The 12,905-nt window shown below is 68.7% G+C and carries 12 protein-coding genes and 1 tRNA gene; 8 read left to right on the top strand and 5 right to left on the bottom strand.

Annotated elements, in window-relative coordinates; translation table 11 throughout:
- Positions 1 to 17: 17 nt before the first annotated feature.
- Positions 18 to 1,316, bottom strand: coding sequence for a DUF418 domain-containing protein (locus tag NBRGI_RS22005; RefSeq protein WP_029899148.1), 1,299 nt, complete (start codon positions 1,314 to 1,316; stop codon positions 18 to 20).
- Positions 1,317 to 1,519: 203 nt separating this feature from the next.
- Here NBRGI_RS22005 and NBRGI_RS22000 point away from each other — a divergent pair, with 203 nt between their 5' ends.
- From NBRGI_RS22000 to NBRGI_RS21985, 4 genes are all read left to right on the top strand, one after another.
- Positions 1,520 to 2,167, top strand: coding sequence for a response regulator (locus tag NBRGI_RS22000; RefSeq protein WP_029899147.1), 648 nt, complete (start codon positions 1,520 to 1,522; stop codon positions 2,165 to 2,167).
- Positions 2,164 to 3,246: a sensor histidine kinase gene (locus tag NBRGI_RS21995; protein ID WP_029899146.1), complete on the top strand. Its 1,083-nt coding sequence runs from the start codon at positions 2,164 to 2,166 to the stop codon at positions 3,244 to 3,246. The genes NBRGI_RS22000 and NBRGI_RS21995 overlap by 4 nt, the downstream gene beginning before the upstream one ends.
- 214 nt (positions 3,247 to 3,460) lie before the next feature.
- Positions 3,461 to 3,856: a VOC family protein gene (locus NBRGI_RS21990; RefSeq protein WP_029899145.1), complete on the top strand. Its 396-nt coding sequence runs from the start codon at positions 3,461 to 3,463 to the stop codon at positions 3,854 to 3,856.
- 197 nt (positions 3,857 to 4,053) lie between these two features.
- Positions 4,054 to 5,181, top strand: coding sequence for an SGNH/GDSL hydrolase family protein (locus NBRGI_RS21985; protein ID WP_148310903.1), 1,128 nt, complete (start codon positions 4,054 to 4,056; stop codon positions 5,179 to 5,181).
- Positions 5,182 to 5,187: 6 nt separating this feature from the next.
- On the opposite strand, the gene NBRGI_RS21980 is transcribed toward NBRGI_RS21985, so the two are convergent.
- Positions 5,188 to 6,594, bottom strand: coding sequence for a hypothetical protein (locus tag NBRGI_RS21980; RefSeq protein ID WP_029899143.1), 1,407 nt, complete (start codon positions 6,592 to 6,594; stop codon positions 5,188 to 5,190).
- A gap of 144 nt (positions 6,595 to 6,738) precedes the next feature.
- On the opposite strand from NBRGI_RS21980, the gene NBRGI_RS21975 reads away from it, so the two are divergent.
- The 3 genes from NBRGI_RS21975 to NBRGI_RS21965 all read left to right on the top strand — a co-directional run bounded on the left by NBRGI_RS21975 (position 6,739) and on the right by NBRGI_RS21965 (position 9,702).
- Positions 6,739 to 7,146, top strand: coding sequence for a hypothetical protein (locus tag NBRGI_RS21975; RefSeq protein ID WP_029899142.1), 408 nt, complete (start codon positions 6,739 to 6,741; stop codon positions 7,144 to 7,146).
- 115 nt (positions 7,147 to 7,261) lie between these two features.
- A complete protein-coding gene (locus NBRGI_RS21970; protein ID WP_029899141.1) occupies positions 7,262 to 8,194 on the top strand; it encodes an FAD-dependent oxidoreductase in 933 nt (310 codons plus the stop codon).
- Positions 8,195 to 8,340: 146 nt separating this feature from the next.
- Complete coding sequence (locus NBRGI_RS21965) at positions 8,341 to 9,702, top strand: ABC1 kinase family protein (RefSeq protein ID WP_051727948.1); 1,362 nt, start codon at positions 8,341 to 8,343, stop codon at positions 9,700 to 9,702.
- Positions 9,703 to 9,706: 4 nt separating this feature from the next.
- On the opposite strand, the gene NBRGI_RS21960 is transcribed toward NBRGI_RS21965, so the two are convergent.
- Both NBRGI_RS21960 and NBRGI_RS21955 read right to left on the bottom strand, forming a co-directional pair.
- Positions 9,707 to 9,779 (bottom strand) — tRNA-Gly (locus NBRGI_RS21960).
- Between the two features lie 75 nt (positions 9,780 to 9,854).
- The gene (locus tag NBRGI_RS21955; RefSeq protein WP_029899139.1) at positions 9,855 to 11,075 is read right to left on the bottom strand and encodes an MFS transporter; all 1,221 of its coding nucleotides are present in this window, start codon (positions 11,073 to 11,075) and stop codon (positions 9,855 to 9,857) included.
- 93 nt (positions 11,076 to 11,168) lie between these two features.
- Here NBRGI_RS21955 and NBRGI_RS21950 point away from each other — a divergent pair, with 93 nt between their 5' ends.
- On the top strand, positions 11,169 to 11,501 hold the full coding sequence (locus tag NBRGI_RS21950; protein ID WP_029899138.1) for an ArsR/SmtB family transcription factor: 333 nt from the start codon (positions 11,169 to 11,171) through the stop codon (positions 11,499 to 11,501).
- A 24-nt stretch (positions 11,502 to 11,525) separates the two neighbouring features.
- Here the strand turns inward: NBRGI_RS21950 and NBRGI_RS21945 are convergent, their stop codons facing one another.
- On the bottom strand, positions 11,526 to 12,821 hold the full coding sequence (locus tag NBRGI_RS21945) for a M16 family metallopeptidase (protein WP_051727947.1): 1,296 nt from the start codon (positions 12,819 to 12,821) through the stop codon (positions 11,526 to 11,528).
- Positions 12,822 to 12,905: the final 84 nt, after the last annotated feature.

Below are 12,905 nucleotides of genomic sequence, written 5' to 3'. Positions count from 1 at the left end.
CAGACCTGCTCGGCCGATCACCGGACCCGCCCGGCCACCGCGGTGGCCCGGTGCAGCAGCCATTCGAGCGGACCGCGGGTGAAGAAGCGGGTCCAGCAGTAGGCGAACATCAGGACGATCGCGCTGAGGCCGAGCAGCACCGGAAGGCTGTCGGCGGGGAGCGTGTCGATGCCGAGGATCGCCACGGCGACGATGTGGAACACGTACGCGGTCAACGACATGGTGCCGACCGCGATCAGCGGCGCGCTCACCCGGCGGAACCCACCGGAGCGCGCACAGGCCAGCACACAGGCGATCAGGATCGCGATGGCCACACCGGTGTTCGCGACGATCGACAGCGTGGTCTCGCTGTGCGGCACCGCGACCAGTTGCTCCCGCCAGCCGGGCTGTTCCTCGGCCAGATCCGACCACCACGGCGCGTCCATCAGCCCGGTCGGCGGCTCCGTCCCGGGCACCACCCGCAACGCCACCGCGGAGCCGCCGTAACCCAGCACCGCGAGCGCGATCCCGACCGTCAGCACCCGGAGCCGAATCACCCTGTCGGACAGGTCGAGTCGCGCCACCGCCATGCCCGCGAGCACGAACGGCAGCCAGGTCAGCGCCGGATAGCTGCCGGTGAACAGCAGGCCGATCAGCCCGCCTGGACTGCCGACCGCCTCGCCGCGCCCGCTGGCCCACGCGAGCGGATCGTGGCCGTCGACGGCGTCGAACCAGCCGGGCGGCGCGTCGGTCACCAGGAACCAGATCTGCGGCAACACGAGCGCACTCAGCGCCGCGCTCACCGCCAGGCTCGTGGCGCGCAGCCGCGACAGCGGCAGCGCCAGCACGAAATACAACCCGTAGTAGGCCAGGATCACCTCGACCGGCGTGCCGAGCGCGGTCAGCCCGGTGCCGACGACCAGCAGGATGCCCGCTCGGATCAGGACCTTCACCACCGCCTGGCGGCCGTCGCGCCCGGTCTTGGGCGCCCGCCGCCCGGTGATCAGCACGATCGAGAACCCGGCGAGGAACGCGAACAGCGCGGAGGACCGCCCGTGCGCCAGTTCCATGACGAACCCGACGACCCCGCCGTGGTCGGGTATCGGCCCGAGGTGCGCCGCGAACATGCCGAGCACCGCGATCCCGCGCGCGAGATCGACCCCGATCAGGCGCCCGGCGGCACGGGCCGCAGCGCCGTCCGCGAGTTCGATCCGTGCCACCTCAGCCGGCGTCATCCCGGTCCGCCCCCGCTCCGCCGTCACCGCCGCGACCCCGTCCCGCCGACCATCTGCCGCACGCTTCGGACCGGCCGCGACCGGAACACCATGGTGTGCCATGTTCTTCAGCCTCGGCGACGGACTGCGCGGCGGGTATCGGGCGAAGGTCCGGAGCCGGTCTGCCCGTCGGCCGCGCCGCACCGCCGATCGGCTGGTCCACCCCCGCCGTCCGGCTGTGCGCCGGGGTCGTGCGCAGCCCGGTGAACAGGGCAGATCTAGGCTCGACAGAGAGCGGGCAACGACGGCGAAAAGGGTGCGAGCGAATGATTCGGGTGGTGGTCGTCGACGACGAGGCGCTGGTGCGCTCCGGATTCGAGCTGATCCTGAACGCCGCGGCCGATATCGAGGTGGTGGCCACGGCGACCGGTTCGGAGGCGGTGGCGGCGGTCGAGCGGGAACGGCCCGACGTGGTACTGCTCGATATCAGGATGCCCGACGTCGACGGGCTCGCGGTGCTGCGCCTGCTGCGCGCGCTGCCCGAGGCTCCCGTGGTGGCGATGCTGACCACCTTCGACACCGACGAGTACATCCTTTCCGCATTACGTTCGGGCGCAGCAGGTTTCGTGCTCAAGGATACCGAGCCCGAGCAACTCGCCCAACTGACGCGCACGCTCGCCGCGGGCGGTGTCGTGCTGTCACCGAAAGCCTCCGCGGCCCTGCTGCGCAACGCCGAACCGGCCACGACCGCCGATATCGACGCCGAGGCCGCGCGCGTCGAGCGGCTGACCGAACGGGAACGCGCCGTGCTCGTCGAGCTGGCCGCTGGGCTGTCCAACGCCGAGATCGGGCAGCAGATCCATCTGAGCGTCGGCACGGTGAAAGACCATGTCAGCGCGATCTTCACCAAACTGCGTGTGAGCAGCCGGGTGCAAGCGGCCCTGCTGGCCCAGCGAGCCGGATTACTGCCGTGAACCGGATCAACCCGTGGCTGATCGACCTCGCGCTGGTCGTCGTCGCCGCGGCCGACGTGTATATCGACGGTGACGACGGCACCGTGGGCGCGCGGATCGCCGGCGGTATCGCGTGCGCGGGCCTGCTGTTGCGCAGACGTTTTCCGCTGGTGTCCTTCCTGCTGACCTTGCCGGCGAGTCTGCTGCTCGCCGTGCTCGCCGCGCCCGCGATCGCCCTGTACACGCTGGCCGAACGCACCAGGAACCGGGCGCTGCTGACCGCCGCCGCGCTCGCCACCGCCGTAGCGGCGGCGCTGCCCTGGCCGGGCTCGGACGACTACCGCACACCGGACACCCTCGTCTCGCTCGCCTATTCGCTGGCCTGGGCCGGTGCCCCGGTGCTGCTCGGCCAGCTGACGCGGACCCGCCGCGAGTTGTCCACCCGGCTGTGCGAGATCGAGGCGGCCCGCGACCACGAACGATTGCTGCACGCCCAAGCCGTGCTGGCCCGCGAACGCGCGCAGATCGGCCGGGAAATGCACGATGTCGTCGCGCACCAGGTGAGTCTGATCGCCGTGAGTGCGGGCGCCTTACAGGTCGCGACGACCGACGTGGCCGCGGCCGAGACCGCGCGCACCATTCGCAGGCTCAGCGTGGACACGCTCGACGAGCTGCGCCATATGGTCACCCTGCTGCGCGCCGCGGGCGGCCAGGGCACCGAGCTGACCCCGCAGCCGACCCTGGCCGATCTGCGAAAGCTGCTCGATTCCAGCGGTATTCAGGTCGAGTTCAGCGGTGACCTGCCTGCCGACCTCGGCGCACCCGCCCAGCGCACGATCTATCGGACGGTGCAGGAGACGCTGACCAACGTCCGCAAGCACGCGCCCGGCGCGACCGCCGAGGTGCGGCTGTGGCACGACGCCGACCAGCTCGGCGTCACCGTCACCAACACCCGGCCCACCCGGCCCGCGATGCGACTGCCCAGCTCACGGCACGGATTGGTCGGTCTCGGCGAACGCGCGGAACTGCTCGGCGGCAGCTTCACCTCCGGGCCGTGCGCCGACGGCGGCTATCGCGCCGAATTGCGGCTGCCGCGCTGAGCGGTGCCCGTCGAGCCGAGCCGCGATGGCCGAGCCGGCTGCGCCGGTCACGCACGCCCAGCCGCTGCCCTGAGGGCCGAAACATGTTCTGCGTCACGGCATGCTGGCGAAATCCGTCGGATGTTTGCTAGCGTCGTCGACCGTGACGGTGCTCCCGTTGGCCGCCTTGTACCGAGCCCGGGGTCGGGACCGTCACGACACAAGGAGAAATCCCCTGTCAGTACAGTTCAATCACACCATTGTCGGTTGCCGCGATAACCGGGTGACCGCAGAATTCTGGGCAGACATCCTGGGTACCGACCTCGGCGTCGAATGGGGCCCGTTCATCCCGCTGCCGCTGGACAACGGAGTCACGTTCGATTTCGCGAATGTGCCGCCGCACGTCACCGAGATATCACCCCAGCATTACGCCTTCTTGATCAGCGAGGCCGAATTCGATGCGGCCTACACCAAGATCCAGCGCTACCAGCTGGAGCACTGGGCCGATCCCCGCCAACAGGGGGTCAACGAGATCAACCACAACGATGGCGGTCGCGGCGTCTACTTCCTGGACCCCAACGGCCACTTCATGGAATTGATCACGGTGCCCTACGGCGGCTGGCCGAGCTAGCGGCGCGGGGCGGCGTCTCACCGGGCGCCGCCCCACCCCCCGCGCACTATCCGTTTTTATTCTTTTCTATCACTCCACTCGAATTCGGCTGTCCCGGTTTGTTTTTCGAGTTCGGCGTGCCGCGTCCGGCGACTGCGTATTCTCGTCTTGTCCGGAAGGCCTTGCGCCTTTTTGTATTTGCGATATGCGAGTTTGCCATGCCTACTGCGGTGCAGAATTTGATCGTGCTCGGCGACAGTTTGTCGGACGTCGGTAACAAGCGTGAAGCGCCGACCGGTTTGTTCGCCCGCGCGCTGAAAGCGATGCGGACCAACGAGATCGGGCGCTTCAGCGACGGGAAGAACTGGACCGACTTCCTGGTCGAGTGGACCGGTGCGGACCCCCTGGTCCGCGGCGACAAGGACGCGACCGAGAGCGCGACCCTGCCGCACCGCAGCCTGACCACCCGCTCGATGCTGCTGAAGACGGACACGAACGCGAATCCGCCACTGTTCTATGCCAATTACGCCGAGGGCGGGGCGATCGCCGCCTCGGACTGGAAGCCCAAGGCCGGCGCGCTGGGCTATCTGAAGGACGAGATCGAGGCGTATCTGGCGGCGCGCCGGGCGATGGGCGCGAACTATCGCGGCCACACCCTGCACATCATCTGGATCGGCTTGAACGACATCGTCACCGCCGAACGCGGCGCGGGCCTGGTGATGGGCGAGCGGGAGGTCTACCGGGTCGGCTACTTCGAGTCGAACAAGGACGGCACCGGCATCACACCCATCATCGAGGAGATCAAGGGGCTGGTCGACAGCATCGCCAATGCCTCGGGCAACCGCGATCAGGAGCATTTCCTGCTCATCGATCTGCCGAGCCCGACCATCTCGATCCGCTTCCTCGATCAGATCGCCGACGGCAAGCGCAAACAGGTGGACAAGTTCGAGGCGAATACGGTCCGCTTCAACGACCAACTGGACTACCTCGCCACGCACTGGCCCTCGACCGCCGAGGATCCCGGCCCCGGCGCGAAGAAAGACAACATCACGCTGGTCCGGATGAACGCGTGGATGAGGTTCGTCGCCGAGCATCAGGACGCGTTCGATCTCAAGGGTTTCGCCCAGGAGCACGGCGTTCCGGTGCACTATCTGGGGCAGCGCGACCCGGTCGAGCCGGTGTTCCGCCGATTCCTCACCACCAGCGATCTCGCCCATCCCACCGAGGCCGTCTACCAGCTCATCGCGCGAAAGATCGCCGAAGACCTGCTCACCAAATACACCCTCGGCAAGCTGACCGCGCAGACCTGGCCCGCGCTGCGGCCCTACCCCGCGGTCGTCCCCTAGCAGGACTCACTCGTCGGGTGGCTCCGGCGGCCACGGATTCGGTTTCACGTTCTGCGGTTTGCGGGTCGGGATGTCGTCCCAATCGAAATGGATCCCGACCCAGGCCATGGGCCGATCGAAGCGCACCTCGCCCGCGGTGAACCGCGCGCCCACGAAGGAGATGTCGCCGAAGAAGTCGCCCTCGGTGAAGTCCACCGCGCGGCCCGCGAACGTGGTGCCCGCGAAGGTGGTCGTGCCGTGGAATTCCGCGCGGCGGAAATCGGTTTCCCGGGTCCCCCGGTTGCGCATGCGCGCCGGGGCCCCGATCCGCGTCTCGTCGAAGGCGACCGTGCTCGCCTCGAAGTTGGTGCCCGCGAAGGTGATCCGGGCGCTCGACAGTTCCGCCCCGGTGAACGTGAGGTGCTGACCATCGAGCGTGGCACGGTCGAACGCGGTGACCTCTGTCTGGAACTTCGTGTCCTGGAACGAGGTTCGCGCCCCGGTGCAGCGCATGCCGGTGAAACCGGCGCGCGGGCCCAGGAAGACCGCATGCTCGAACGACACCGAGCAGTCGAAGTCCGCGCCGTCGAACGTGGTGCCGTAGCCTGCGCGCTCGCCTTTCTTTTCGCCGCGGGCCGAGCCGAACTGTGCCCGCTCGAACAGCACCGGCCCGTCCTGGAACCGCGCATCCCGGAACGTGACGTGTGGACCGGCGAAGACGGCGTTCTCGAACGTGGTGCGCCCGGTGAACAGGGCCCCGGCGAAGGAGGTCTGCCGCCCCGCGAATACGGTGTCGCGGAAGTCGCCCTGCTCGAGCACGGCGCGATTGAACGTGAACTCGCAGTGCGACCAGGAGATCTCGGCCGACCGGCGCAGGTGATCGGCGATCACCTTGACGATGGTGCGACGGACTTCGCGATCGTTCTGCCGGAACTGGTACACCCGCTCGACCTTCAGCCCGGATTCGTCCACCGTTTCCGCCTGCGAGACAAGGTGGTTCGCCCCGGCGACCGGGTCGTAGGGCAGCCGGAGGTAACCGCACAGCACATCGACGCACTGCTGGCGGCGGTTCGGCGCGCGGAAGTCGTCGGCGACGCCGGCCATCGCGTAGACCCCGGCGATGCGGACCGCCACATCGGCGTCCCCGAGCTGCCGCGCGGCGGCGCCGAACAGTTCGGCGAAACGGCCGCGCTCCAGGTCGCGCTGGCGCCGGTAGGCCACCGCCAGCGCGACGGCGCCGCCGACACCCGCCGCGACCGCCAGCGCGATCTTGGTGAGGTCCAACCGGTTCGGCTGCTCGGCGGTGGCCCCGAAGCCCAGCCACAGCAGCCACCAGGTGAGTGCCGCGATGGCGAGCCCGCCGACGACCGCCATCGACACCGCAAGCAGTAACGCCGCGCGGTGCAGTCGGTCGCCCAACCTCCCCCATCGCATTAGCGCATGGTAGCCGGATTGCCGCCTGGCGACTACCGGACAAGATCGGCTATCACAGTGCCCCAACTCATTCCAGCATGTCCTCTTGCCACCGGGTCCGCGTGCCGGGGCGTTGCGGTGTGGTTGCTCGAGTAGGGTGCCGTTATGTCTGCTTCCGATTCCCTCGACCCGGTCGCCGAGGTCGAGCACGTACACGCGCTGTTGTCGGCCTGGCTGGGCACCGATGCGGACCAGGAGGTGCTGGAGCAGTTCGCGGCCACCCAGCACGACTCGTTCTCGATGGTGACCCTGGACGGGGCTCGAGTGAGCCAATCGGAATTGCTGTCCGGATTGCGCCGCGCCAAGAACTCCAGGCCCGGTCTCGACATCGAGATCGACGACGTGGAACTGCTGCTCGTCGAGGGCGGCGTGACCGTCGTCCGGTTCTTGGAGCGCCACCACTTCGACGGCAAGCACACCGACCGCCGCAGCACGGCGGTCCTCACCACCGACGGCGCACCCCCGCGCTACCGATGGCGGATCATCCAGGAAACCGCGGTACCGACCGACTGAACGGTGGTCTGCCGCCCGCGCCGGCCTTGCGAATCTTGATCCCGCACAGAGTCATTGACGTTGCCATTCCGTTCTTTTCAAGTCCGCGAGCGGTATTCGTAGGTACCGTCACGAGATGGCTGATGATGTTTTGGTGCTCGGGGCGGGCGTGATCGGGTTGACCACGGCGGTGTGCCTGGCGGAGGCAGGCCATCGGGTTCGGGTGTGGGCCGAACTGCCGCCCCGGCAGACCACCTCCGCCGTCGCGAGCGGCCTGTGGGGGCCGGGGCATACGCCGCGGGATCTCGCGTGGAGCCGGGTCTCCTTCACCGAACTCTCCCGGCTCGCCGAGGAACCCGCGTCGGGCGTGCATTTCGAACGCGGACTCCAGGTGTCGAATCTTTCGGCCGAACCGCCGCACTGGATGGACGATCTCGGCGAGGCCGAGTTCTGCCGGGCCGACGAGCTACCGGAGGGCATGCTGGTCGGATTGTGGTGCACCGCACCGCTCATCGACCTGCCGCGCTACCTGGACTACCTGACCGGTCGGCTGTGCGCGGCGGGCATCGAGATCGAACAGCGCCGGGTGCGCGATCTCGGTGAGGCCACCGCCGCCGCGCCCGTCGTGGTGAACTGCACCGGCGTGGCCGCGGGCAAGCTGGTCGGCGATGCCCAGGTCCAGCCGGTGCGCGGCCAGCACGTCATCCTGCGCAACCCCGGTCTCACCGATTTCTACGTCGAGTTCGTCGAGGAACCGGAGTGGACCGGCATCTTCCCGCACGGCGAGCGCCTGATCCTCGGCGGCGCCCGGCATCCGGGCCGCTGGAGTCTGGACCCCGATCCCGAACTGGCCGAACGCATCCTGCGCCGCGCCATCGAGGTCGACGCGCGGCTGGCCGACGCCGAGGTGGTCGGCCACGAAGTGGGCCTGCGCCCGGGCCGCACCGCCGCCCGGCTCGACGAGGAGCAGATCGGCGGCGCCCGCGTGGTGCACAACTACGGCCACGACGGCATGGGCGTCAGCCTGTCCTGGGGCAGCGCCCGCGAAGTGGTCCGGCTGCTCGCCTGAGGCGAGGCCCCTGACCCCGCCCGGACACGCTCGATCCGCCGGTCGTTCCGATCACCGCCCGAACGCCTATTCTGTGTTCGGGTATGCAGGCAGTCGCGCGTGCCGTGAGCGAGCGGCCGGGCGCGCGCACCGACGACGGAGGATCGATGGCCCCATCGGGCGCCACTACGCCACTGCGGTTGCAGCCGGTGTCGATCGGCACCGAGACCGCGCGGGTCGGCGCGACCCTGTGGCAGGCCACCCGCGGCGGCGCACGCCTGCTGTTCAGCCGCCGTGACGGGCGCCCGCTGGCGAATCGGGCGGCGCACGAGGCGCGCAACCGATTCGCCGCGCTGGGGCCCACCTACGTCAAGCTCGGTCAGCTCATCGCGTCGAGCCCCGGGGTCTTCCCCGAGACGCTGTCGAACGAGTTCCGCACCCTGCTGGATCGGGTACCGCCGGCCGATCCGGCGGCGATCCGGACGCTGCTCACCGAGCAATTGGGCGCGCCGCCCGCGCAGCTGTTCGCCCGCTTCGATCCCGAACCGATCGCGTCGGCCTCGATCGCACAGGTGCATCGGGCGACCCTGCACTCGGGCACCGACGTGGTGGTGAAGATCCAGCGGCCGGGCATCAAGTCTCGCCTCGCCGCGGACCTGCAGATCCTGGAACGTGCGGCGCAGCTGCTCGAACTGTCCGAGTACGGCCGCATGCTCGGCGCGCGCGATATCGTGGCCGACTTCGCGGCCAACCTCAACGACGAGATCGATTTCCACACCGAGGCCACGGCCATGACCGAGTGGCCGGGATTCATCGCGAACACCCCGTTCGCGGCGCAGGTGCGGGTGCCGCAGGTGTACCCGGAACTCAGCACCACGAAGGTGCTGACGATGGAATACATCGACGCCGTGCGCATCGACGATGTCGCCGCCGTGCGCGCCGCCGGGTTCCGCGGCGCCGCGTTGCTGAAGACGATCCTGCTCTCGCTGCTGGAGTCGGCATTCCGGGCCGGGCTGTTCCACGGCGATCTGCACGCGGGCAACGTCCTGGTCGACGCGGCGGGCAAGGTCGTGTTCCTGGATTGGGGCATCGTCGGCCGTTTCGACGACCGGACCCGGCTGCTGCTGCGCCGGCTCGTGGTGGAACTGATGGTGCACAACGACTTCGAGGCGGCGGGCCGCACCATTTTCGATATGGGTGCGGTCCGGCGTCCCGGCAATGTCAAGCGCGCGGCCCGCGATATCCGGTCGGTCACCGCCCCGTTGCAGAAGTCCGATCTCGGCGCGCTGTCCTATACCCAGCTCGGTCGCCGCCTCGCGGAAGTGGCCAGGATTTACGAGGCCAAGCTGCCGCGCGAATTGGTGCTGGTCGGCAAACAACTGCTGTATGTCGAGCGCTATATGAAACTTCTTGCGCCGCAGTGGAAACCACTCGAAGACCCGGACGTCCTCGGATTCATGGCCGGGCTGTTGACGAAGGAAGAGATCGCATCCACGGCGCCGCGGCGTAAACAGCGGCTTGCTGAATGAATTGAGCGGATGACGGGATTCGAACCCGCGACCCTCACCTTGGCAAGGTGATGCGCTACCAGCTGCGCTACATCCGCGTTCGCATCTGGAGAACGCTCCGTGATGCGAGATGAAACTCTAGCCGATCGGCGGCGGAAAATGCCAATCCGCCCTTACGCGGACTGCCGGGCGGTCGCGCGATTGCGCCGCACGCCCAGGCCGGCCGCGGCCAGGCAGGCCAGCGCGACGACCCCGACGAACCACGGGAACACGGTGCTCAGTCCCCACGTGGTGGCCGCCCAGCCGGCGAGAATGGTCGGCAGCGCCATCGCCGTGTAGGCGAGCAGGTAGTACGCCGACATGGTTTCGCCCCGCTTGTGTTGCGGCACAACCTCGGACAGGTGCCGCAGCGAGCCGCCGAAGCCCAGGCCGAACGTCGCCCCGAGCAGCACGCCGGCCACCAGGACCACGATCCAGTTGCCGGTGTGCAGCGCGGGCACGGTGAGCACGAGCGCGATCGCCATGCCGGTGTCGCCGAGAATCGCCGCGCGCCGCGCGGGAATCGCGGTCGCGAACAACTGCGAGGTGGCCCCGGCCACCGCCGTCGAGGCGACCACCGCGCCGCCGAAAACCAGGTTGTGGATACCGGTTTCGGCCGAGGCCAGTGACGGGTACAGCGACAGCAGCACGCCCAGCACCGACCAGGCCGCCATCACACCGAGCGCGGAGAACCAGAAGTCACCGCGGATTTCCTGCGGCACAGCCGGTTTCGCGATCCGGATGCGTCCGGCGATGCGAGCGGTGTGCGGCTCCTCCAATGCGATGATGCCGATACCGATGAGCAGGCACACGAAGGTGATGGCCACGTACGGCGTGCGCAGCGGGTGCGGGGCGTACTGGGCGAGCAGGGCCGAACCCAGAATCGCCACGGCCATCCCGACATTGAAGGCCACGCCGCTCAGCTGACCCGAGCGCGCGCCGTGCTTGGGCCGCAGATCGAGCAGGGCCGCCGCACCGGCGACCACGGTCGCGCCGACCGCGAACCCGTGCAACGCCCGTGCGAGCAGCAGCATCGCGACGTTGTCGGCGAGCAGGAACACCGCGAGTCCCGCGATCATCGTCACGAACGCACCGAGCAGGACGGGTTTGCGGCCCACCACGTCGGAGATCTTGCCGGACACCAGCACCGCGGCCAGCGCCGCGAACGCGTAGACCGCGAAGACGAAGGTCGTCGTCAGCGGCGAGAAATGCCACTCCTGCTGATACATGCCGTACAGCGGGGCGGGCACCCCGGACACCCCGAGCGCCACCCCGCTCGCGGCCAGGACCAGTGCGTATGCCCAGCGCTGCGAGGTCCGCTCGCCCGTCTCGGGTGTCGCTACCGTCACTGCCATCGAAACTCCGATCGGGTAGGTTTGATAATGATCGAACCGAGCTCGACCATACATCCGGTACGACGATCATCAAACCCCAAAGTGAGGTGGATCATGACCGATGCTAAAGATACGGTGGTCGATGTCCCACCGGTGGCCCCGCTGCCGACCGTGCTCGCCGCACTCCAGGACCCCGTGCGGCTCGAGATGGTGCGCCGCCTGAGCAATGCGGGCATCGGCACCGCGGTGCGCTGCAACTCGCTCTACGACGCGATCAACAAATCGACCGCGACCCACCATTTCAAAATCCTGCGCGAGGCAGGCGTGATCGAGCGCGTGATCGTCGACGGCCAGATCTGGCAGCGCCTGCGCGCCACCGACGTCGAAGCCGCCCTCCCCGGCCTGCTCCCCTCGATCGTCGACGCCGCGAACCGCGCCGACGCCTGACCCGTCGGCGCGCGCCTAGGTGACCTAGCCCTCGACCAACCGCCGGACGGCGGCGGGAATTTCCCGGGTTCGCTTGTACGGACCGGCGATCGACGCCGCGAAGGGGCGGGCCAGCAGGGTGCGGGCGATCGCCGAGACCTCGTCGGTGGTGACCGCATCGATCCGGGCCAGGGTTTCCGACACGCTGCGATGGTTGCCGTAGCTGAGCTCGCTGCGGCCGATGCGGTTCATCCTGGACGCCGAATCCTCCAAGCCCAGCACCAGACCGCCGCGCAGCGACCCCTTGGCGCGGGCGCACTCGGCATCGGAGATGCCGTCGGCCGCAACCTCTTCGAGCACGCCGCGGGCCAACGTGGCCACCTTGCCCAGGTTTTCGGGCTGGCAGCCGATGTACACCGAGAACGCCCCGGTGTCGGCGAAGGTGTCCACGCTGGAGTACACCGAGTAGGCGAGCCCGCGTTCCTCCCGGATGCGTTGAAACAACCGGGAACTCAGTCCTCCGCCGACCACGGTGTTGAGCACCGAGAGCGGCCAGCGCCGCTCCCCCTCGTGCCGTCCGAAGGCGCGCACCCCGAACGCCAGATGCGCCTGCTCGCTGTCGCGGTGGCTCCACTGCAATTCGGGATCGCTGTGCGGCCGGAATCGGCCCTCCCGCCGTTTGGCGGGTTGCGCCGCCGGATCGAGCCGATTCTGGAACGCCCGGTGCACCAGCTCCACCGTGTGGTCGTGCTCGACGTTGCCCGCGACCGCGACGACCATCCGGTCCGGCCGGTAGCGCCGCAGGTGGAAGCCGCGCAGCTGCGCCGCGTGCATCGATTCGATGGACTCGATGGAGCCGATCACCGGCCGTCCGATCGGATGATCACCGAACAGCGCGGACAGGAACGAGTCGCCGACCACGTCCTCCGGGTCGTCGTCGCGCATGGCGATCTCCTCGAGCACCACCTGCCGTTCCACGTCGACGTCGGCGGCGCGGCACAGCCCGTTGAGCACCACATCGGAGACCATGTCGACGGCCAGCGGCAGATCCTCGTCGAGCACATGCGCGTAGTAACAGGTCTGCTCTTTCGCGGTGAACGCGTTGAGCTCGCCACCGACCGCGTCCATCGCCTGCGCGATATCGAGCGCGGTGCGCGTCGGCGTCGCCTTGAACAGCAGGTGCTCGAGGAAGTGGGCCGCACCGGCGACGGTCGGACCTTCGTCGCGTGAACCCACGCCCACCCAGACGCCGATCGAGGCCGAACGCACGCCGGGCACGTGCTCGGTGACCACGCGCAGCCCGCCGGGTAGCACGGTGCGCTGTACGCCGGGATCAATCATGTTCGCCCGCAGCTCCACAGACGAACCCCCCTGCTCGCGGCGGAGCAGAGGGGCTGTCGTCTTCTTCTTCGTCACAGAGACAAG

It is taken from the genome of Nocardia brasiliensis IFM 10847 (assembly GCF_000710915.1).
Classification (GTDB): domain Bacteria; phylum Actinomycetota; class Actinomycetes; order Mycobacteriales; family Mycobacteriaceae; genus Nocardia; species Nocardia brasiliensis_A.
The sequence above is the reverse complement of the archived record's forward strand: the minus strand, read 5'-3'. Positions and strand labels throughout refer to the sequence as shown.

Bases quoted from the DNA above. Each gene is read 5' to 3' on its own strand.
- NBRGI_RS22005 (WP_029899148.1), bottom strand. From the start codon at position 1,316: ATGGCACACCATGGTGTTCCGGTCGCGGCCGGTCCGAAGCGTGCGGCA.
- NBRGI_RS22000 (WP_029899147.1), top strand. From the start codon at position 1,520: ATGATTCGGGTGGTGGTCGTCGACGACGAGGCGCTGGTGCGCTCCGGA.
- NBRGI_RS21985 (WP_148310903.1), top strand. From the start codon at position 4,054: ATGCCTACTGCGGTGCAGAATTTGATCGTGCTCGGCGACAGTTTGTCG.
- NBRGI_RS21980 (WP_029899143.1), bottom strand. From the start codon at position 6,594: ATGCGATGGGGGAGGTTGGGCGACCGACTGCACCGCGCGGCGTTACTG.
- NBRGI_RS21975 (WP_029899142.1), top strand. From the start codon at position 6,739: ATGTCTGCTTCCGATTCCCTCGACCCGGTCGCCGAGGTCGAGCACGTA.
- NBRGI_RS21970 (WP_029899141.1), top strand. From the start codon at position 7,262: ATGGCTGATGATGTTTTGGTGCTCGGGGCGGGCGTGATCGGGTTGACC.
- NBRGI_RS21965 (WP_051727948.1), top strand. From the start codon at position 8,341: ATGGCCCCATCGGGCGCCACTACGCCACTGCGGTTGCAGCCGGTGTCG.
- NBRGI_RS21955 (WP_029899139.1), bottom strand. From the start codon at position 11,075: ATGGCAGTGACGGTAGCGACACCCGAGACGGGCGAGCGGACCTCGCAG.
- NBRGI_RS21950 (WP_029899138.1), top strand. From the start codon at position 11,169: ATGACCGATGCTAAAGATACGGTGGTCGATGTCCCACCGGTGGCCCCG.
- NBRGI_RS21945 (WP_051727947.1), bottom strand. From the start codon at position 12,821: ATGATTGATCCCGGCGTACAGCGCACCGTGCTACCCGGCGGGCTGCGC.